Source organism: Mesorhizobium sp. M1D.F.Ca.ET.231.01.1.1, assembly GCF_003999155.2.
GTDB lineage: Bacteria > Pseudomonadota > Alphaproteobacteria > Rhizobiales > Rhizobiaceae > Mesorhizobium.
Genome location: NZ_RZOZ02000006.1, coordinates 1 through 20,323, shown reverse-complemented (window position 1 = coordinate 20,323; position 20,323 = coordinate 1). Strand labels below are relative to the sequence as shown.

The 20,323-nt window shown below is 63.5% G+C and carries 21 protein-coding genes; 6 read left to right on the top strand and 15 right to left on the bottom strand.

The annotated features are described in order from the left end of the window. The first annotated feature begins 22 nt into the window (after positions 1–22). A complete protein-coding gene (locus tag EN874_RS17335; RefSeq protein ID WP_127426195.1) occupies positions 23–1,702 on the top strand; it encodes an electron transfer flavoprotein-ubiquinone oxidoreductase in 1,680 nt (559 codons plus the stop codon). A 97-nt stretch (positions 1,703–1,799) separates the two neighbouring features. Beyond that, positions 1,800–2,393, top strand: coding sequence for a DUF922 domain-containing protein (locus tag EN874_RS17330; RefSeq protein WP_126085083.1), 594 nt, complete (start codon positions 1,800–1,802; stop codon positions 2,391–2,393). Positions 2,394–2,425: 32 nt separating this feature from the next. Here EN874_RS17330 and EN874_RS17325 read toward each other — a convergent pair whose 3' ends face one another. The 6 genes from EN874_RS17325 to EN874_RS17305 all read right to left on the bottom strand — a co-directional run bounded on the left by EN874_RS17325 (position 2,426) and on the right by EN874_RS17305 (position 6,584). After that, positions 2,426–2,815 carry a hypothetical protein gene (locus EN874_RS17325; RefSeq protein ID WP_128261472.1) on the bottom strand — a complete coding sequence of 130 codons (390 nt, stop codon included), beginning with the start codon at positions 2,813–2,815 and terminating at the stop codon, positions 2,426–2,428. 100 nt (positions 2,816–2,915) lie between these two features. Next, a complete protein-coding gene (locus EN874_RS17320) occupies positions 2,916–3,911 on the bottom strand; it encodes an endonuclease/exonuclease/phosphatase family protein (protein WP_127426463.1) in 996 nt (331 codons plus the stop codon). Between the two features lie 155 nt (positions 3,912–4,066). Further along, positions 4,067–5,527: an AMP nucleosidase gene (locus tag EN874_RS17315; RefSeq protein WP_245513601.1), complete on the bottom strand. Its 1,461-nt coding sequence runs from the start codon at positions 5,525–5,527 to the stop codon at positions 4,067–4,069. A gap of 128 nt (positions 5,528–5,655) precedes the next feature. Beyond that, on the bottom strand, positions 5,656–5,850 hold the full coding sequence (locus EN874_RS17310) for a hypothetical protein (RefSeq protein WP_127426192.1): 195 nt from the start codon (positions 5,848–5,850) through the stop codon (positions 5,656–5,658). Positions 5,851–5,882: 32 nt separating this feature from the next. Next, positions 5,883–6,035, bottom strand: a complete 153-nt coding sequence (locus EN874_RS33715) for a hypothetical protein (protein WP_168247518.1) — start codon at positions 6,033–6,035, stop codon at positions 5,883–5,885. Between the two features lie 207 nt (positions 6,036–6,242). Beyond that, positions 6,243–6,584 carry a DUF2147 domain-containing protein gene (locus tag EN874_RS17305; protein WP_127426191.1) on the bottom strand — a complete coding sequence of 114 codons (342 nt, stop codon included), beginning with the start codon at positions 6,582–6,584 and terminating at the stop codon, positions 6,243–6,245. A 436-nt stretch (positions 6,585–7,020) separates the two neighbouring features. On the opposite strand from EN874_RS17305, the gene EN874_RS17300 reads away from it, so the two are divergent. Next, positions 7,021–7,287 (top strand): sel1 repeat family protein, encoded by a 267-nt coding sequence (locus EN874_RS17300; RefSeq protein WP_127426190.1) that lies wholly within the window; start codon positions 7,021–7,023, stop codon positions 7,285–7,287. Positions 7,288–7,649: 362 nt separating this feature from the next. Further along, on the top strand, positions 7,650–8,771 hold the full coding sequence (locus tag EN874_RS17295; RefSeq protein ID WP_127426189.1) for an ABC transporter substrate-binding protein: 1,122 nt from the start codon (positions 7,650–7,652) through the stop codon (positions 8,769–8,771). Positions 8,772–8,825: 54 nt separating this feature from the next. Here EN874_RS17295 and EN874_RS17290 read toward each other — a convergent pair whose 3' ends face one another. From EN874_RS17290 to EN874_RS17270, 5 genes are all read right to left on the bottom strand, one after another. Then, positions 8,826–10,790, bottom strand: coding sequence for an acetyl/propionyl/methylcrotonyl-CoA carboxylase subunit alpha (locus EN874_RS17290; RefSeq protein ID WP_127426188.1), 1,965 nt, complete (start codon positions 10,788–10,790; stop codon positions 8,826–8,828). A gap of 49 nt (positions 10,791–10,839) precedes the next feature. Then, entirely contained in the window at positions 10,840–11,178 is a 339-nt protein-coding gene (locus EN874_RS17285) for a hypothetical protein (protein ID WP_127426187.1), read from the bottom strand. A 66-nt stretch (positions 11,179–11,244) separates the two neighbouring features. After that, entirely contained in the window at positions 11,245–11,616 is a 372-nt protein-coding gene (locus EN874_RS17280) for a hypothetical protein (protein ID WP_127426186.1), read from the bottom strand. Positions 11,617–11,735: 119 nt separating this feature from the next. Then, on the bottom strand, positions 11,736–12,266 hold the full coding sequence (locus tag EN874_RS17275; RefSeq protein ID WP_127426185.1) for an O-acetyl-ADP-ribose deacetylase: 531 nt from the start codon (positions 12,264–12,266) through the stop codon (positions 11,736–11,738). A 2-nt stretch (positions 12,267–12,268) separates the two neighbouring features. Then, a complete protein-coding gene (locus EN874_RS17270; protein WP_127426184.1) occupies positions 12,269–13,876 on the bottom strand; it encodes a carboxyl transferase domain-containing protein in 1,608 nt (535 codons plus the stop codon). Between the two features lie 290 nt (positions 13,877–14,166). Here EN874_RS17270 and EN874_RS17265 point away from each other — a divergent pair, with 290 nt between their 5' ends. Continuing rightward, positions 14,167–14,514 carry a hypothetical protein gene (locus EN874_RS17265; RefSeq protein ID WP_245513600.1) on the top strand — a complete coding sequence of 116 codons (348 nt, stop codon included), beginning with the start codon at positions 14,167–14,169 and terminating at the stop codon, positions 14,512–14,514. A 17-nt stretch (positions 14,515–14,531) separates the two neighbouring features. Here the strand turns inward: EN874_RS17265 and EN874_RS17260 are convergent, their stop codons facing one another. The 4 genes from EN874_RS17260 to EN874_RS17245 all read right to left on the bottom strand — a co-directional run bounded on the left by EN874_RS17260 (position 14,532) and on the right by EN874_RS17245 (position 18,020). Continuing rightward, entirely contained in the window at positions 14,532–15,695 is a 1,164-nt protein-coding gene (locus tag EN874_RS17260) for an isovaleryl-CoA dehydrogenase (protein ID WP_127426183.1), read from the bottom strand. A 48-nt stretch (positions 15,696–15,743) separates the two neighbouring features. After that, entirely contained in the window at positions 15,744–16,391 is a 648-nt protein-coding gene (locus EN874_RS17255) for a TetR/AcrR family transcriptional regulator (RefSeq protein ID WP_127426182.1), read from the bottom strand. 80 nt (positions 16,392–16,471) lie between these two features. Continuing rightward, a complete protein-coding gene (locus EN874_RS17250) occupies positions 16,472–16,753 on the bottom strand; it encodes an acylphosphatase (protein ID WP_127426181.1) in 282 nt (93 codons plus the stop codon). A gap of 154 nt (positions 16,754–16,907) precedes the next feature. Beyond that, positions 16,908–18,020, bottom strand: a complete 1,113-nt coding sequence (locus tag EN874_RS17245; RefSeq protein WP_127426180.1) for a pyridoxal phosphate-dependent aminotransferase — start codon at positions 18,018–18,020, stop codon at positions 16,908–16,910. A gap of 116 nt (positions 18,021–18,136) precedes the next feature. Between EN874_RS17245 and EN874_RS17240 the strand changes: the two genes are divergently transcribed. Continuing rightward, the gene (locus EN874_RS17240) at positions 18,137–19,813 is read left to right on the top strand and encodes a sulfotransferase (RefSeq protein ID WP_127426179.1); all 1,677 of its coding nucleotides are present in this window, start codon (positions 18,137–18,139) and stop codon (positions 19,811–19,813) included. Positions 19,814–20,323: the final 510 nt, after the last annotated feature.

The following is a 20,323-nucleotide window of genomic DNA, read 5'->3' as shown; positions in this document are numbered from 1 at the left end:
ATGGCGAGCCAGTGAGGGGTCGATGAGCGAGATCGAACGCGAGAGCATGGAATTCGACGTTGTTGTCGTCGGCGCCGGTCCGGCTGGCCTTGCCGCGGCGATCCGTCTGAAGCAGCTCAACCCCGATCTTTCCGTCGTCGTGCTGGAAAAGGGCGGCGAGGTCGGCGCCCACATCCTCTCCGGTGCCGTCGTCGACCCGATCGGCATCGATCGCCTTTTGCCGGGCTGGCGCGAGGAGGGGGGCCATCCGTTCAAGACGCCGGTTACCGACGATCATTTCCTGGTGCTTGGCCCCGCCGGTTCGTTCCGCCTGCCCAATTTCCTGATGCCGCCGCTGATGAACAATCACGGCAACTACATCGTCTCGCTCGGCAATGTCTGCCGTTGGCTGGCGACCAAGGCAGAGGCGTTGGGCGTCGAGATCTATCCGGGCTTCGCCGCGGTGAGCCTCGTCTACAATGATGCGGGCGCCGTCACCGGCGTCATCACCGGCGATATGGGCGTCGAGAAGGACGGTACCCATGGGCCGGCTTATGCGCCCGGCATGGCGCTGATGGGCAAATACGTGCTGATCGGCGAGGGCGCGCGCGGCTCCTTGGCCAAGCAGCTGATCGCCAAATACAAGCTTGCCGACGGCCGCGAACCGGGCAAGTTCGGCATCGGCCTCAAGGAACTGTGGCAGGTCAAGCCGGAGAACCACAAGCCGGGCCTGGTGCAGCATTCCTTCGGCTGGCCGCTCGACATGAAGACCGGCGGCGGCTCCTTCCTCTATCATCTGGAAGACAATCAGGTGGCGGTCGGCTTCGTCGTCCACCTCAACTACAAGAACCCCTGGCTCTCGCCCTTCGAGGAGTTCCAGCGCTTCAAGACGCACCCGGCGATCAAAGGCACCTTCGAAGGCGCCAAGCGCATCGGCTACGGTGCCCGCGCCATCACCGAGGGCGGCTGGCAGTCGGTGCCGAAGCTGTCCTTCCCGGGCGGCGCGCTGATGGGCTGCGCGGCAGGGTTCGTCAACGTGCCGCGCATCAAGGGCTCGCACAATGCAGTGCTGTCCGGCATGCTGGCGGCGGAGCATGTTGCCCAGGCGATCGGCGCCGGCCGCGCCAATGACGAGCTTTCCTCCTACGAGCAAGCCTGGCGCGGCAGCGACATCGGCAAGGACCTGAAGAAGGTGCGCAACGTCAAGCCGCTGTGGTCGCGCTTCGGCACCATCGTCGGCGTCGGCATTGGCGGTCTCGACATGTGGCTGAACACGCTCTTCGGCTTCTCGCCCTTCGGCACGCTGAAGCACGGCAAGGCCGACTATGCGACATTGGAGCCGGCCTCCAAGCATCAGAAGATCGCCTATCCGAAGCCGGACGGCGTCTTGACCTTCGACCGGCTCTCCTCGGTGTTTCTGTCCAACACCAACCATGAGGAAAACGAGCCGGTGCATCTCATCGTCGGCGACATGGCGCTGCAGCAGCGCTCCGAGCACGACGTCTTTGCCGGGCCCTCGACGCGCTACTGCCCGGCCGGCGTCTATGAATGGGTGGACAAGGACGGCAATGCGGCGGCCGATCCGTCGGCCAAGGACGTGCGCTTCGTCATCAACGCGCAGAACTGCGTCCACTGCAAGACCTGCGACATCAAGGATCCGAACCGGAACATCAACTGGGTGCCGCCACAAGGCGGCGAAGGCCCGGTCTATCAGGGCATGTAGATGCGGGCTGTGCCGGATTGCGCCGGCGCAACCCCAAGGCCGTTGAAACCACCGCTCGCTTGTGTTTTCTTTCCGTGAGGATAGGGGAGAGACGGCCATGCGCTTGGCGGTTTTGGCATGCCTTGTCGCCATCGGCGCGCTGTACGCGCCGCAGGCTTCAGCCGGCACCAGGGTGCTGGTCCAGACGCGCAGCTATGACATTGCCGGCAATTCCGGCGCGGCTCTGGTCGAGGCCATGGACAGCAAAGGTCCCAAGCACGGCTTCATGACGCATGCCATTGCCCAGACCGCCTACACGGTCGACTGGGAACTCGGCGTGATCCAGGACAAGGGTTCGTGCCGGCTCAAGCAGGCAAACGGCACGCTCCATCTCTTCTACACCTTTCCGCGCGTCGCTTCGCCGGCGACACCGGCGCTGAAGAAGCGCTGGGACCGGTTCTTCGCCGGCGTGCGTGCCCATGAGCAAACCCATGGCCGGATCGCCAGGCAAATGATGCGCGCCACCGAGCGGTCGATCACCGGCCTCAAGGTCGCCGACGATCCCTATTGCTACGAGACGCGCCGCGAGGCGCGCCGGCGTATCCAGGCGGCCTATGCCGAATACGAAGCCAGGCAGAACGCCTTCGATGCCCGGGAGCACCGCGATGGCGGCCATGTCGAGCACCTGGTCGCGGCGTTGATGGGGAGGTAGGTCGAAAAGCGTCTCCCAGCCGGCATCGCAGGCTATTTCGCGGGAGCGCAGCTGCCGACGTCCCTGGCATTGGGCCTGCCGGCCTTCAGGTCTGAAAGCTGGGGGGCGGTAGGATCGAACCCGACACGCTGTTCATACACTTTCCGGCTCATAGGGACTTGCCTGCCTGAAGCGGTGAAGCCCACCATGCCGGTCTTGCCGACATAGGCGATTGCTGCCCGCATTGGACAGAAGAACTTTTTCTCACCGTTGGAAACGATCCAGCCCAGCGACCCTGATGCGCCGCGCGTCAGCTTGCTGGTCTTGTAGCCGCTGGCCTGCAGGCTCGAAAAGGATTCGGCGTGCGATGGTGTGATCGAGGCCAGTAGAAAGACCGCCATCGAAGACACGCCAAGCCATTTGATTGTATTCTTTGCTGCCATGGTGCCACCCCCACTTGTTCCACTTCGATTCATGGAAAAATTCGGATAGCAGCGCAAGCAGTGTTGTGTTCATCGACTTGAAATGCGCGGCGAGCTCGCCCTAAAGGCCGTTCGCCGCCAGCGCCGACTGGTGCTCATCCTCGGGCTTTCGGCCGTCGTCGGGCTGCAACGAGAACTCGACCAGCACCGGCAGATGGTCGGAGCCGTCGTCTTCCAACCGCGTCGACGACAGGATCGTCACCCCGCCCTTGCTGAACACCTGATCGATCGGCAGGCCGGCGAAGCGCCGCAGGAAGTCGGGCAGCTTCCTGTGGATCCAGGTCGGCCCGGCCGACGGCATCACCGTCAACCGGCCGAGCGAGGCGACGCGACGCACCGCCGCGCTCCACGGCACAGCGTTGCAGTCGCCGGCCATGATTGCCGTTTCGCCGAGCGCGGCAAGCGGCTCCGCGAGTTCGCCGATCTGCCAATACTGCTCGCGCGGCCAGGGCCAGCTCAGATGGATCGCGGCGACGTCGACGCCGGTGCCGCCGAAATCGATCGTGGCGGTCGCCATCGCACCGCGCGGCTCGCAATGCGGAGCGGTGCCGGCGGCAAAGGGCCGCCGCGACAGCAGCGCGACGCCGAATATGCCGTTCGGATAGGGGCAAAGGATGCGGTAAGGATAGGCGCTGGTGATATAGCCAAGTTCTCTTGCCCACATCCCCGACACCTCGTCGAGCGTGATCACGTCGGGATTGGTCCGGCCGATCAGCGACAGCACCTTTTTGGGCGTCCGATTGTCGAAGCGCAGGTTCATCTGCAGCAGACTGTAGACGATCCCGTCGGCCGGCTTGGCGACCGCCTGCTGCGGCCACAGCCGGGGCAACGCGCCCGCTGTCGTGGCGAGGCTGGCAATGGCGAAGAGCAGCGCCGCGACCGCCTGCAGCCGGTAGGAGCTGGCCAGCAGCGGCAGCGCCAGCAGCGCCGTCAAGACGCTGAGATGAATGCGAAAATGCGAGAAGGAATCGAGGGCCGGATGCAACGCGCCGAAGAACCCGGCCAGCATCGCGGCCGAGAGTGCCATCATCGCCAGGAATGCCACCCCTGCCGTCATCTTCAAGCGCGCGCCGCCTGTTGCCATCTCAGTCGTGATCTGCCGAATGCCGCCGGCAATTTGTTGGAGCGAGACAATCTCGCTCAGGCCTGTTTATCGGCCAAACTGCGGCCCTAGCAAGACGATGGATTACCCTGCAGGCCCCTGGCCGGTCACTATTGGAAGGCCGTTTCGGAAAAACTTCTCAGCTTGCGCGAATGCAGCCGCTCCATCGGCATTTCGGCGAGCTTCTCCATCGCCTTGATGCCGATGGTGAGATGCTGCGCCACCTGTCGCTTGTAGAATTCCGTCGCCATGCCGGGCAGCTTCAACTCGCCATGCAACGGCTTGTCGGAGACGCACAGCAGCGTTCCGTAAGGCACGCGGAAACGGAAGCCGTTGGCGGCGATCGTCGCCGATTCCATGTCGAGCGCGATCGCCCGGGACTGCGACAGGCGCTGCACGGGTCCGCGCTGGTCGCGCAGCTCCCAATTGCGGTTGTCGATGGTGGCGACGGTGCCGGTGCGCATGATGCGCTTGAGATCATAGCCCGAAAGTCCCGTCACCTCGGCGACCGCTTCCTGCAGCGCCACCTGGATTTCCGCCAGCGGCGGGATCGGCACCCAGACCGGCAGGTCGTCGTCCAGCACATGGTCCTCGCGCACATAGGCATGGGCCAGCACATAGTCGCCCAGCGCCTGCGTGTTGCGCAGGCCAGCGCAGTGGCCGAGCATCACCCAGGCATGCGGGCGAAGCACCGCGATATGGTCGGTGATGGTCTTGGCGTTGGAAGGGCCGACGCCGATATTGACCATGGTGATGCCGCCATGGCCCGGCTTTTTCAAATGATAGGCCGGCATTTGCGGCAGGCGCGGAGGCGGCGTGCCTTCGCCTGGCACGGCGGCGCCGGCCTTCGTCACCACATTGCCCGGCTCGACGAATTCGGTGTAGCCGCCACCGCCCTTTTCCATCAAGTCGCGGGCGCGCGCCACGAACTCGTCGATGTAGAACTGGTAGTTGGTGAACAGCACGAAGTTCTGGAAATGCTGCGGGCTGGTCGCCGTGTAGTGAGTCATCCGGTGCAGCGAATAGTCGATGCGCTGCGCGGTGAACGGCGCCAGCGGCCTCGGCTCGCCGAATGCCACCTCGAAGGTGCCGTTGGCGATCTGGTCGTCGGTGCCGTCGAGGTCCGGCACGTCGAACAGGTCGCGGATCGGCCGCTTGATGCGCTCCGCCGCCGCCCCGTCGACATAGGTGCCTTCCAGGAAGGCGAAATGCAGCGGGATCGGCGTCGTCGATTCCGACACCGTCACCTGCACGCCGTGATTGCGCATGATCAGCCGAAGCTGCTCGACGAGATAGTTCTCGAACAGCTTCGGCTGGGTGATGGTGGTGGCGAAATGCCCGGGTGTCGGCATATGGCCGTAGGCCTGGCGCGAGTCGATCTGGGTGAACGAGGTCGTGGTGACGCCGATCTGCGGATAGAAGGCCCGGTAGCGCCTGCTCTCGTCGCCGCCGGCGGCAAGCTGGGCGAAGGAATCGCGTAGGAACTTGGTGTTGCGGTCGTAGAGCATCTCCAGCGCCGCGACCGCCTTTTTCGCGTCGTCGAAGCTCTGCCTGCCGAAAGGCTCCGGCATGACGACCGATTCGATGGCTTGGGGGTAGATTCGCTTTTCCATGGCCCAATATAGGGATTTGGAAGCGGGCTTGGGAGAGGGAGGCGGGCCAGAAGCTGGCCTCGCCATGTATTTTTCTGGAGACCGTGTCAGCCGCGCTGCAGGCTGACCAGCAGCACGAAGCCGATGCCTGCCTTCTTCGGCGTCGGCGCTTCGATGACCGAACCGCTGTCGGCGCGCATCATCGGCACCGCCAGCACCGGGGCGGCAAGCAGCATCAGGATGAGCACCGCCCGCGGCAGGAGCCGAAGGGTCTTGAGGGTGGAGGCGGCGATGCGGTTCATGGTCGTGGTTCCGGTTTCGAGTGTTGGTCGTTTCAGCGGTCAAAATGGTTCATGCAGTCCAGCCGGCAGGTGTCGGCCATTCCCGAGGAGCGCGCCGGGCGGCCGGCTTCGGCCACCAGGATGGCGAAGGCCATGCCGAACAGGCTCATCAGCAGGCAGACGATGGTGAAGCGGCGGACAAGCATTGGTCTCTCCTTCAATGGCGAGGAGGAGGAGAATGCCCGAATGCCTCTGAACCGGTTCTGAGACCGGTATTCATCTGACGTTCAAATTGGTTGATAGGCCGGCCAAGCGCTGCAACGGCCTTGCTGGCCGCCGACCGCTCCCAAGCAGCGCCCAAAAAGAAAACGGGGCCGCCGGGCCCCGTTTTCACATCGTCGTTTGAACGGCGCTCAGAGCTTGTGCCAGGTCTGGCTCTTGCAGATCAGGCCGCCAAACACGCAGCCGCTCATCTTAAGCGAGGCGCCCGAAAGCGTCGCCTTGCCGGAATAGGTCTTGTCGGTTTCCGGGTCGGTTATGGTGCCGGTGTATTTGTTGTCGCCGGTCGCCTTGAAGGAGCCGATCGTCTTGCCGGCAAATTTGCCGGACTTGAGCGTGATGGAAAACGAGCCGCTGCCGGCGATCGCCGCCGTCGAGCCGGCCTGCGTCTTCCAATTGCCTTCGATCGGGTCGGCCCATGCGGCGCCGGCCATGATCAAGGTGGCCGCCAGGGCCAGGCTTGCTTTTCGAAACATATCTGTCCTCCTCCCTACAGGTTGCGGCGGGACTCGCTCCGCCTCTCCGCCCCTTACGCAAACGTAAGCTAATCCAGCCGCCGCCAAAACGAAAGCGGTGCCGCCACGGAAGCTTGCAAGGATTTTGGCCGCGCGGGTCGCCGAAAATGAACGGGTGGCGAAAAAGGCTTCGGTTTCCGTGGTTAGCGAAGTCTTGACTCCGGCATCTGAAATTTTCGTCGAATTTTGCGCAAATCGGCTGAATTGCTGGGTTTCCATGCTTAACAAATCTTCGCGTTTACTTCTTGTTTTAGCTTTGTTTTCTTCAAATTAAGCAAGCCATTTAACGACGGATTCAAGGCCAGCCGTCATCCTCGAAAGCATCGAAAGAGCGGCCCGCCCCAAGGGACAACTGGGACAGAAGGAGGCAGCTCTCGGGAGCAGACAGGGGATTGAAATGGCACGTTTTGAAATGCTCGAAGCCGGCTTCGGCGCCATGGGTGCAACTGCCCAGGCCGACATTCTCTTCGAACTGGGCATGATGTATGCGACCGGCCGCGATTGCGAGACCGACGTCGTCGCCGCCCACAAATGGTTCAACATCGCCGCGATCAAGGGCTCGACCCGCGCCGCCGAGCTGCGCTCGGAACTGTCGGCCACGATGTCGAAGGCCGATATCGCCAGGGCGCTGCGCGAAGCGCGCGAATGGATGACGATGCACTGACCTTGCGGACCTGAGGCCAAGAGTTTTCAGGGGACAAGGCCGCGAAAAGACGGCCGGTTAGCAAAACCAAGAACGCGGCGGGTCAACGAACCTAAGCCGCGCGACAAACAGGGAAGCGAGCGGGTTCAGGCGCGGGGGCGCTGGGCAAGCTCGACTGCAAAAGCCGCGACCGGCCGGAACAAGGCCGGCGCGGCTTTTGCATTTTCCGTTTTCATCGCGGCTTGGCCCAAGAAATCCTCACCGGAATGAACCAAAATCCGCGCCGCTGTCCTCTCGACAGGTCCGGCGAAGGGTGAAATTGTCCCGGCTCTGGAAGAAGCGTGGCCGGAACGGCAGCGCGCAAGTGGAGGAGTTCTATTGTCATGAAAAGATTGGGTATTTTGAGCGCGGCCGCATTGGGCCTGATGATGAGCGCATCGGTTGCCTTCGCCGACGACGTCACAATCTCGGTGGTCGGCCCGATGACCGGCCAGCTCGCCAACATCGGCGACCAGTTCAAGCAGGGCGCGCAGGCGGCTGCGGATGCCATCAATGCCGCCGGAGGTGTCAACGGCAACAAGATCAAGATCGACATCCAGGACGACCAATGCGATCCGAAGCAGGCCGTCTCCGTCGCCAACCGCATCGTCGCCAACGGCGTCAAGTTCGTCGACGGCCATGCCTGCTCGGGCTCGAGCATTCCGGCTTCCGCCGTCTATGCCGAAGCTGGCACCCTGATGATGAGCCCGGCCTCGTCGAATCCGGAACTGACCGACGCTGCCGCCAAGGCCGGCTGGCCGACGATCATGCGCCTCTATACGCGTGACGATGCGCAGGGCGCTTTCATCGGTCCATGGATCGCCAAGAAATATGCCGGCAAGAACGTCGTCGTCCTGCACGACAAGAGCGCCTACGGCCAGGGTGTCGCCGATGCCGTCAAGGCGACGATGAATGCCGGCGGCCTCAAGGAGGTCGACTACGAAGGCATCAACGCCGGCGAGAAGGACTACTCGGCTTTGGTCACCAAGCTGAAGCAGCTCAAGGCCGACGTCGTCTATTTCGGCGGTTACCATCCGGAGGCCGGCTTGATCCTGCGCCAGGCGGCCGAGCAGAATGTCAAGTTCCAGCTGATCATGCCGGACTCGATCGCCTCGCCGGAATTCTGGCAGATCGCCGGCCCGGCCGGTGAAGGCACCATGTTCGTCTTCCCCTCGGATCCGCAGGCCAAACCTGAGGCGAAGGACGCGGTCGCCAAGATCAAGGCCGGCGGCTTCACCCCGGAAGGCTTCACGCTGTTTTCCTATGCCGTGATCCAGGCCGTCGCCGAAGGCGTCAAGCGCGCCGGCACCGACGATCCGGGCAAGGTCGCCGAGGCGCTGAAGAACGGGCAGCCGATCAGCACCGTCGTCGGCGACGTGATCTTCGACGAGAAGGGCGATCTGAAGAACGCCAGCTACGACATCAACCAGTGGCACGACGGCAAATACGCGCCGATCAAGCCGTAATCGGTTCTGTCAGGCAAGTGGACATGGCCGGGCTTGTCCCGGCCATTTTCGTTTTCAGCCCTGTGCCTCCTCGACAAAGCGCACCAGCACCGTGCCGTCGCTCACCTGCGCGCCTTCGGCCGCGATCTCGGCGATCACCCCGTCATGGGGTGCCGCGATCGTGTGTTCCATCTTCATTGCCTCGAGGATCAAGAGCCGCTGGCCCTTGATGACGGTATCGCCGGCTGCGGCGCGCACCAGCTTGACCAGCCCCGGCATTGGCGCGCGCAGGCTCCCCGTGCCGGCTGCGGCCTCGTCCGCCTCGGCGAGAGGATCGGGCACCGCGAAACTGTAGCCCACCGCGCCTTCGAACACGGTGACATGGCCCGGCCAGCGGGCGGTGCGCGGTAGATTCCTGAGATCGTGCGAATTGATCGCGTCATGCGGCGCCTCCAGCGCCACCTGGAAGCGGCCGTCCGGTCGCGCCGAGACCCGTGCCAGTATGTTCTCCTCGCCGAAGCGCAGCCGGGTGCAGCGCGCGAGCGTATGGAAATGCGAATAGCCGAGAAGCGTGGACCATGGATCGGCGGCCGGACCTGGCACGCCCGCGTCGGTCGCCGCCAGCGCCGCGGCTGCGATTGCCTCATCGCTTGGCGGTGGGATGGCGACAAGAGCGTCCTGATGCCGGACGATCAGGCCGGTGTCGACATCGCCCGCCGCGAAATCGGCGTCCTCGACAAGCGCCGCGAGGAAGGCGGTGTTGACCGTCGAGCCGGCAACTTCGGTCCGGGCGAGCGCATCGCGCAATGCTGCAAGCGCCGTGGTCCTGTCTTTGCCGTGCACCACCAGCTTGGCGATCATCGGGTCGTAGAAGGGCGAGATCGCGTCGCCGGCCCGCACGCCGGTTTCGATGCGCATGGCGGCGCCCTCGGGCGGGACGTCGGGAAACTTCAGGTGGTGCAGCGTGCCCGTCGCCGGCAGGAATCCCTTGGCCGCGTCCTCGGCGTAGACGCGCGCCTCGAAAGCATGTCCGGCAAGCGCGATCTCACCCTGCGTCTTCGGCAATTTCTCACCCGAAGCGACGCGCAATTGCCATTCGACCAGATCGACGCCGGTGACCATTTCGGTGACGGGATGCTCGACCTGCAGCCGCGTGTTCATCTCCATGAACCAGAAGCGGTCCGGCTTGAGACCCGCGGAAGCGTCGACGATGAACTCGATGGTGCCGGCACCCGAGTAGTTGATTGCCTTGGCCGCCTTGACCGCGGCCTCCGTCATCGCCTTGCGCAGCGCCGGCGTCATGCCAGGGGCGGGCGCCTCCTCGATCACCTTCTGGTGGCGGCGCTGCGCCGAGCAGTCGCGCTCGTAAAGATGCACGGCGTTGCCGAAATTGTCGCCGAACACCTGAACTTCGATGTGGCGCGGCTTGTCGACATATTTTTCCACCAGCACGCGGTCGTCGCCGAAGGCGGCCTTGGCCTCGCGCCGCGCACCTGACAGCGCCTCGGAGAAATCGTCCGGATGGTCGACGCGCCGCATGCCCTTGCCGCCGCCGCCGGCACGCGCCTTGATCAGCACGGGATAGCCGATCTCGCGCGCCTTGGAGGCAAGAAGCACGATCTCCTGCGCCTCGCCGTGATAGCCGGGCACCACCGGAACGCCTGCCTTTTCCATCAGCCGTTTGGCGGCGTCCTTCAGCCCCATGGCGCGGATCGAGGCGGCGGACGGTCCGATGAAGACGAGCCCAGCCGCCGTCACCTGGTCGACGAAGTCGGGATTCTCCGACAGGAAGCCATAGCCGGGATGTATCGCCTCGGCGCCGGTGGCGAGCGCCGCGGCAATGATCCGGTCGCCGCGCAGATAGCTCTCGCCGACGGGCGAGGGGCCGATATGCACCGCCTCGTCGGCCATCTCGACATGCAGGGCGCGGGCGTCGGCATCCGAGTAGATCGCTACGGTACGCACGCCGAGCTTGCGCGCGGTGCGGATGACGCGACAGGCGATCTCGCCGCGATTGGCGATCAGGATCTTGCCGAACATGAAGCCTCCCGTTTTGTCTTCGGGCGGCGCCAGTCCGGCAGGCGCCTGCCTACTTCGACGCCGCGATCTGGCAATAGCCAGCGGCTGCCACCTTGTAGCGCGCCCGAGTGGCCTGGCAGGATTTCATCGCCAAATCCTCGGCCGCCTTTTGCGAACGCGCGTTGTAGTGGGCGCCGCACAGGACGTAGCCGTCCCTTACTCGCACGAACGCTGTCGTCGCGTATGCCGAGTGGCCGCTTGCGGCGACATAGTCCCTGTAGGCCTTGGTGCATGGGTCCGTAGCTTTGCTGGGCAGAAGTGGCGAAAAGCGCTTGTCTCCCACGCTTCCTGCCAGCGATTCCGCATTGCCGATCCCGGGCGCTGCAACAATCATCAGTGCAGCCAGCATCGAGGCTGCCGCTTGTTTGAAATTTCCGACTATCATTCTGATCCCCCGCGGAAAGCGCCGTCGGCCCTATTTGGACGCCGCGATGCTGCAGGCGCCGGCGACCGTAACCTTGTACTTGCTCTTGCTGGCCTGGCAGGATTTCAGGGCCTGTTCCTCGGCGGCCTTCTGTGACGACGCGTTGATCCAGCCGCCGCAAATAAAATACTCGATCGCCGGGACTATCGGCGTTGCCGCGAAGGCCGAATGGCCGGGAGCCGCTATGTAGGCCGCATAGGCTTTGCCGCAGCCGCCTACGGTCCCCGTGGGGATGGTTATCGGATAACGCACATCGCCCTTGCTGCCGGCCAGCGATCCGCCAGCCTCCGCGCTCGGCGCTGCAACTATTAGCAACCCTGCAAGTATCGAGACGGTCGACTTGCGGCAATATTTCGAGATCATTTCCACCCCACCCCATTTGCCCAATGCTAGATGGGAGATATCGAATATTTTCCGCCTGCGCTAGCTGCTGAGCGAAAATTCCCATTCGCCTGTATTGAAGGATCTCCTGGTCCATAAGTTCAGCGTCCTCCAAGGGCAGCAACGGCGCGCCGGTACAGTTCAGCGGTTTGCTCGTCGAAGCAGCAGAAAGTAACAGTCTGCGGCAGCGCGCTTTGTTGCAGGAAATCGCTTACGGTGGCGACGGCGATGTCGGTCGCCTCGTCCTTCGGGTAGCGGTAGATGCCGGTCGAGATCGCCGGGAAGGCGATCGTTCGGCAGCCATGGTCGCTGGCGATTTCGAGCGAGCGGCGGTAGCAGGAGGCGAGCAGCTCTGCCTCGTTCTTGCCGCCGCCCTGCCAGACCGGCCCGACTGTGTGGATGACGTAACGTGCCGGCAGGTGGTAGCCCTTGGTCAGCTTGGCATCTCCGGTATTGCAGCCGTTCAGCGTCCGGCATTCGGCGACCAGCTCCGGTCCTGCCGCGCGGTGGATGGCGCCGTCGACGCCGCCGCCGCCGAGCAGCGAGGAATTGGCGGCATTGACGATGGCATCGACCGCAAGCTTGGTGATGTCGCCTGTGTGGACGCGGATCCTGTCGCCGATCTTGCTCATCGTCACATCCTGAACACGCCGAACCTCGTCTCCTCGATGCCGGCATTGAGCGCCGCCGAGAGGCTCAGCGCCAGCACCTCGCGCGTCCTGGCAGGATCGATGATGCCGTCGTCCCAGAGCCTTGCCGAGGAATAGAGCGGGTGGCCCTCATGCTCGTATTTCATCAGGATCGGCTTCTTGAACTTTGCTTCCTCCTCGGCGCTCCATTCACCGCCCTTGCGCTCGATGCCTTCGCGCTTGACCATGGCGAGCACGGTCGCCGCCTGCTCGCCGCCCATCACCGAGATGCGCGCGTTCGGCCACATCCACAGGAAACGGGGCGAGTAGGCGCGGCCGCACATGCCGTAATTGCCGGCGCCGAAGGAGCCGCCGATGATGACCGTAAGCTTGGGCACGCGTGCGGTTGCGACCGCCGTGACCAGCTTGGCGCCGTCCTTGGCGATGCCCCCGGCTTCGTACTTCCGCCCGACCATGAAGCCGGTGATGTTCTGCAGGAAGATAAGCGGAATGCCGCGCTGGCAGCAGAGCTCGATGAAATGCGCGCCCTTCAGTGCGCTTTCGGAAAAGAGCACGCCATTGTTGCCGAGGATGCCGACCGGCATGCCGTAGAGATGGGCAAAGCCGGTGACCAAAGTGGTGCCGTAGTTCTGCTTGAACTCATCGAACTCGGAACCGTCGACAAGACGAGCGATCACCTCGCGCACGTCATAGGGCCGGCGCAGGTCCGTCGGCACGATACCATAAAGTTCATGCGGATCGTGAAGCGGTGGCACAGGTTTCTGTAAGGTCAGGCTTACGGCTTTGTTCCGATTCAGGTTCTTGATGATACGCCGGCAAATGGCCAGCGCATGCTCGTCGTCCATCGCATAGTGATCGGCGACGCCCGAAAGCTTGGTGTGGACATCGGCGCCGCCGAGCTCCTCCGCGCTGACATCCTCGCCGGTGGCGGCCTTCACCAGCGGCGGGCCGCCCAGAAAAATGGTTGCCTGGTTGCGCACCATGATCGTCTCGTCCGACATTGCAGGCACATAGGCGCCGCCAGCCGTGCACGAACCCATGACGCAGGCGATCTGCGGGATGCCGGCCGCCGACATGTTGGCCTGGTTGTAGAAGATGCGGCCGAAATGCTCGCGGTCCGGAAACACCTCGTCCTGGTTGGGCAGATTGGCGCCGCCGCTGTCGACCAGGTAGACGCAAGGCAGGTTGTTCTGCAGCGCGATCTCCTGCGCGCGCAGATGCTTCTTCACCGTCACGGGATAATAGGTGCCGCCCTTCACCGTGGCGTCGTTGACGACGACCATCACCTCCCGGCCTTCGACGCGGCCGATGCCGGTGATAATGCCTGCCGACGGGATGTCCTCGCCATACATCGACCATGCCGCGAACTGGCCGACCTCGAGGAAGGGCGAGCCGGTGTCGAGCAGTTGCGCCAGCCGTTCGCGCGGCAACAGCTTGCCGCGGCCCTGGTGGCGCTCGCGCGCCTCGTCCGAGCCGCCGCGCTCGATGCCGGCCGCCTTCTCGGCGATATCCGCGACCAGCGCCCGCATGCGCTCGGCATTGGCACGGAAGGTGTCGGAGGCGGGGGAGATCTGGGATTGCAATGTGGCCACGTTGTTCCTCACACCTCTTGATGCCGCGACGGAACCAGTGTAACAGCCCGCGCCCGGATGCCGCGCGCCAGGCATGGCATCCTTTTTAGTAGTGACACCCTCAGGAGGCGACGATGAAAGGCATGGATATGCGTTTCACCAGATGTCTCCCTTCGGCCATGGCCTGACGCCGCCGAAGGGCGGCTTTCCACGTCCCGAATTTGAGCAAGAGGAACACGGCGCCCGCAAGCGCTGTGGGTGTCACAATGTATTTGCGGTTTGTAACGCCGCTGATCCATCCGAAGAGCCGGGTGGAGACCGGCTTTTTCCATGCGTCCTGGTATCTGTACCGGAACGGCTGCCCGGACTGGATCCATGGCGAACTGGAGGATCAGTTCGACTGGTTTAACCGGAATCTGCCGTTTCCTGGTCGGGTTGGCCGGCATTTCAAGCGGCGGAATTCGATCTGGGGTATCTGCTGGTTCCATCCGGACGCCAAGGAAGCCATCAGCCGTGCGCGCTATTGCGCGTGGCTGATCGAGGAGGGCGGCTTGCCTGTGCGTTCGATCACGTCGCGGCGCCAACGTGAGGTTCTGTGGCGCGATGCGCATCAGATCGTCGCCAAGCCAACCGACGACCTGCCCAAGGCGTTCGGCTGAGGCGGCGGAGGGAGGCATCACGCCCCCTCCGCCATGATCTCGCGCCCGATCAGCCAACGGCGGATTTCGCTGGTGCCGGCGCCGATCTCGTAGAGCTTGGCGTCGCGCAAAAGCCGCCCCGTGGGATAGTCGTTGATATAGCCATTGCCGCCGAGCAACTGGATGGCATCAAGCGCCATCTGCGTCGCCTTCTCGGCCGCGAACAGCACACAGCCGGCGGCGTCCTTGCGTGTGGTCTCGCCGCGGTCGCAGGCGGCGGCCACGGCATAGACATAGGCGCGGGCGGCGTTCATCGTCGTGTACATGTCGGCGAGCTTGCCCTGCACCAGCTGAAAACTGCCGATCGGCTGGCCGAACTGCTTGCGCTCATGCACATAAGGCACCGCCACGTCGAGGCAGGCCGCCATCAGCCCGATCGGCCCGCCGGAAAGCACCGCGCGCTCATAGTCGAGGCCCGACATCAGCACCTCGACGCCGCGCCCTTCCTCATGCAGCACGTTCTCGAACGGCACCTCGACATTCTCGAACACGAGCTCGCCGGTGTTGGAGCCGCGCATGCCGAGCTTGTCGAGTTTCTGTGCCACCGAAAAACCGGCGAAAGTCCTCTCGATGATGAAGGCGGTGATGCCGCGCGACTGCCGCTCCGGATCGGTCTTGGCGTAGACCACCAACGTCTCCGCATCGGGGCCGTTGGTGATCCACATTTTCGAGCCGTTGAGCACATAGCGGTCGTTGCGCTTTTCGGCGCGCAGCCGGAGCGACACCACATCCGAGCCGGCACCGGACTCCGACATCGCCAGCGCGCCGACCTTCTCGCCACTGCAGAGCGCCGGCAGATACTTCTCCTTCTGCGCCGGCGTTGCCCAGCGGTTGATCTGGTTGACGCAGAGGTTGGAATGCGCGCCGTAGGAAAGGCCGACGGAGGCCGACGCGCGCGAAATCTCTTCCATCGCCACGACATGGGCGAGATAGCCCATGCCGCTGCCGCCGAAATCCGGATCGGCGGTGATGCCGAGCAGGCCGAGCGCCCCGAGCTCGCCCCACAGATGCGCCGGGAATTCGTTGGAGCGGTCGATCTCGGCCGCGATCGGCGCGATCCTGTCCTGGGCGAAGCGCCGTACCGTGTCGCGCAACGTCTCGATATCCGGATCGAGCCCGAAATTCAGTGTGTTCGTGTACATGCCGTTCCTCCCGCGCATGCCCCGACCTTCGCGGGGATCATGCCTGTATCAGAGTGCCACGGCGTCTCCGGCGCGCTCGGAACGACGCGCGGTGCCTTGGCTGATTGTCGCGCCGACCAGACGCATTGTCATCGAAAGATATGTCGTGGTGACTTCAGTGATCGACAGCCGCTCGCCCGGCCGGAACCAGACGATGACGCCGGTCATCATCTGGATCAGCGCCATGGCGGTGAGCCCGACATCGTCGATCTCGAAGACACCGGCTTCCACGCCGTCGCGCAGGATCGCGCGCAACTCCTTCTCATAGGCCGCGCGCAGCTTGAGGATCTGCGTCAGTCGCTCATGCGAGAGGCTGCGCAGCTCCATGTTCGAGACATGGGTGGCGTGGCGCCGCTCGATATGGAAGGCGATGTGGTTCTCGACATAGGCGCCAAGTCGGGCGACCGGATCCTCTCGCGCCGGCCTCGCGGCGTCCCAGGCCTTGAGCAGGCCTTCCATATGCTCTCGCATCAGCGTGAACAGCAGGTCCTCCTTGGTCGGGAAATAGCGATAGAGCGCCGCCGCCTGCACGCCGACTTCAGCCGCCAGCTGCCGCATCGACATCGCCTCGTAGCCCAGCCGCGCGATCAGGCTGACCGCCGCATCGCGGACTGCCGCCTCGGTTCTTTCGCCGTCGGAACCTGTAGTGCGCGCCATGATCGCCTCTGTGCGAGTATTAATAAAACGAACGTTCAATTAATTCAAGAGCCGCAACGTCGCAAGCAGCTTGCGCTGGCCTAGTCGACAATCCTGAAGTCTGCAGGCGCGTCGTCAGCTGCCTCCTCGACCTCGACGGCCGAGACCAGCGCGCCCCGCGGGCCCTGCCAAAGCCGGTCGATCATGGCGTCGACCGAGGCATCGGCGCCGGCGATGAGTGCTGTCACCGAGCCGTCGGCCTCGTTGCGCACCCAGCCCGTCACGCCAAGACGCATGGCTTCGCGGTGTGTCCACACTCGGTAGCTCACGCCTTGCACCATGCCGCTTATGCGCGCCCGCACGACCCTTTTCCGCTCGGCCATCGCTTTCTCCGTCCCTCAAGCGAATCTGGTGCAGGACCTGGCAAATGCAACGGGCTTGCGGAATGCGGACATAGGTCGAGAAAGGGCTCGGCTGCGTTCCTTCGCCCGCTCTCCTGTCTTTATAGGACCGCTCTTCGCCCGACGAGCGCCCGCCCTAATTCCCCCTTGCCGTCGCCAGCGCGCCCGGCAATTCCTCGGCGAAGATATCGAGCTCGTGTTCGAGGCCGACGCTGACACGGATGCAGCGGTCGAGGATCGGCGCCATCGGCTTGCGGATGAAGACGTCGCGCGACAGAAGCGCCTGCATCACCTTCAGCGCGAAGGCGCCGTCGTGACCGCAGTCGATGGTGACGAAATTGGTCGCCGACGGCAGCGGCTTCAGGCCGTTTTCCTCGGCGATGGCCGCAATGCGGCGGCGTCCGGCCGCCACGCGTGCCACCACCGAGTTCAGATAGTCCCGGTCGGCAAGCGCCTCGAGGCCCGCGATCTGCGCCATGCGGCTGACGCCGTAATGGTTGCGGATCTTCTCGAAGTCGCGGATCACTTCGCGTTCGGCCACCGCGTAGCCGCAGCGAATGCCGGCCAGCCCGTAAGCCTTGGAGAAAGTGCGCATGCGCACGACGTTCGGCCGCTCAACATCGATCGGCGGCAGCGCCGAAGCCGGGCCCAACTCGCCATAGGCCTCGTCGAGCACCAGCATGGTGGTTTCCGGCAGCGCCTCGATGAAGCGCACGACGTCCGGCGCCTCCCACCAGCTCCCCATCGGATTGTCCGGATTGGAGAGATAGACCAGCGGCGCCTTTTCCCTGGCGACAGCGGCAAGCAAACCGTCGAGGTCTTCCTTGTCGTTGGCGTAGGGAACCGTCACCAGCCGACCGCCGACGCCGGCTATGTGGAAGTTGAAGGTGGGATAGGCGCCGAGCGAGGTCACCACCGCGTCGCCCGGCGCGACATACATGCGCGCGACGAGACCGAGCAGCCCGTCAATGCCTTCGCCCACCACCACGTTCTCGACGCCGACATTGTGATGCGCGGCCGCAGCCACCTTCAGGTCGAAATTGTCGGGGTCGCAATACATCCACTGGTCGCGGGCGACGCTCTCCATGCGGGCAATGACGCGCGGCGAGGGTCCAAAACTGCTTTCATTGGCGCCGATGCGGGCGCGGAAAGGCCGCCCGCGCTCGCGCTCCTGCGCCTCCGGCCCGACGAACGGCACCGTGGTGGGAAGCGCGCCGACGATTGGGGTAAGGGGAGGGCGAAGAAGCATGGCAAAGGGCTCGGTTGAAAAGGGGTCTTCTTGCTAGCGTGGGCGGAGGGTGGGTGCAAGTTGCGGAAGAGCTTCCAAGACTGGATTCTCCCGGCCGCTTTTGCTAGCGAGGCACAATGAGCAACCGATTGCCGCCCGCCTGGGCAAAGCACCTGAAGACTAAATCCGCTGCGAAGGCCGTACCGCAAAAAGCTGCGCCACCGAAAGCCGGGCTGCGGGCAAGTCCATCGCGAGCGCAGGCCGACGACATGATGTTACGGCAGGCGCTCGATCTGCAGAAGGCCGAGCGGCTGCCGGAGGCCGAGGAACTCTGTCTCAAGGTTCTGGGAAGAACGCCAAACCATCCACTGGCTTTTTACATCTTGGGAACCCTCGGCGTCGGATACGACAACGAAAAGGCCTTGCGGTATTTTGCTCGGGCGGTCGGCGAGGAGCCGCAGAATCCTTACTATCACCTGAGCCTCGGTGAGGCCTACCTGAAGCTCAGTGAGTTTACGCCGGCAATCAGGCACTTTCAGCAAGCTTTGGCATTGAACCCGGATCTGGTGGAAGCGCTTTGCGCCCTGGGTGATGCTTATAACTCGTTTGATAAGGGGGAAATGGCGCTGCCGCTCTTCGAGAAGGCGCTAAAGATCAATCGGGATCATCCTGTGGCCCGTTTGGGGCTGCCCCGTGCACTCGCGAGCCTCGGTCGCATGGACGAAGCCGCGGTTCATCTCAAAGAGGCTTTAGAACGGCGCATCGCGGTGCCGGCTGCCTACAATGCACTTGTGCACACACGCAAATACCTTGAAGAGCCGCCGGAGCTGGCTGAAATCCTGACCGAGCTTCAGAGCCCGGAACATGGATCGAAGGGAGCGCCAGCACTCCATCACGCCGCCGGCAAGGTGCTCAACGACCTTCGTCGCTACCGGGGGGCGATGGATCATTTCAAGCAAGGCAATCAATACGGAACTGGTAAATTCGATCTGGAAGCGCACCGTCGCTGGGTCGATGCCACGATCGAGACCTTCACACCGGAATTGGTGGCTTCAATGGCCGCTTTCGGCAATCGCTCGGAGGCGCCTGTATTCGTCGTTGGCATGCCTCGCTCCGGCACGACGCTGACCGAGCAGATTTGCGCCAGTCATCCTGGCGTCCACGGCGCCGGCGAGCTCAGCAAGCTTGCACGAACTGCCAGTGGGCTTGGCCTGAATGATCGCTCCAACCCAGACCTCGGCAAATCGATCGCCGCGATGACGCCCGAACTGACCAGAACGCTGGCCGACGGGCATCTCGCCTATCTGCGCGAGCGTGCTCCCGAGGCGCTTCGGATCGTCGACAAGATGCCTCACAATTTCGAGCAGATTGGCCTGATCGGCATTCTGTTTCCGAATGCGCGCATCATTCATTGTCGCCGCGATGCCATCGACAATTGCATCTCCTGCTTCGTCCTGCAGTTCAACGAGGCGCATAGCTACAGCGCCGACCTCGAGACGCTGGGACTTTACTACAGGGAATATGATCGCCTGATGCGGCATTGGGACAAAATCTTCCCGGGCCGGATATTCGAAAACCGCTATGAGGCATTGATTGAAAATCAGGAAGAGCAGTCGCGCCGACTCATAGACTATCTCGGCTTGCCTTGGGACGAAGCCTGCCTGCGCTTCTTTGACCGGAGCGGCTCCGTGAACACCTATAGCAATTGGCAGGTCCGCCAACCGATCTACAAGTCATCGGTCAAGCGATGGAAGAATTACGAAAGCGAGATCCAGCCCCTGGTCGAAGCGTTGGGAGATCTAGCCGAGGTTTGACCGGTGGTAGCCGCTCCAGCTTCGTCAATCCTTGGGGTAGCGACTCGAAGCGAAGACCCAAGAATCGATGACGCGCCTCCAGAGCGTCGCGGTGGTGGAGAAGTCTTGAAACGCTGGCGGGACAGCGCCCCCCTCTGTCCTGTCGGACATCTCCCCCACTTGGGGGGAGATCGGACGTCGCCGTGGCTTTCGCCAGTCGCCAACGTCGCAGGATTGAGCGAGGCGCCAAAGCTGCCAATCTCCCCCCTCGTGGGGGAGATGTCCGGCAGGACAGAGGGGGGCGCGAAGGATCACGACTGATCTCACCCTTGAACCACGCATTCTCGACCAGGCCGTGGCGGGATCGTCGCTTCGCCTCTTGCGCCGCCTAGGTGTTTGATCCTGGCATTTGATGGTGCATTGTTTTCCCAAGAATGGAAGGATGCACTATGGGCCAGGTTCTTCACGGCAGCGCCACAACGACAGAGGCGATCCGTCGAACAATACAGAATAGTCAAGAGAGCCTGAGAA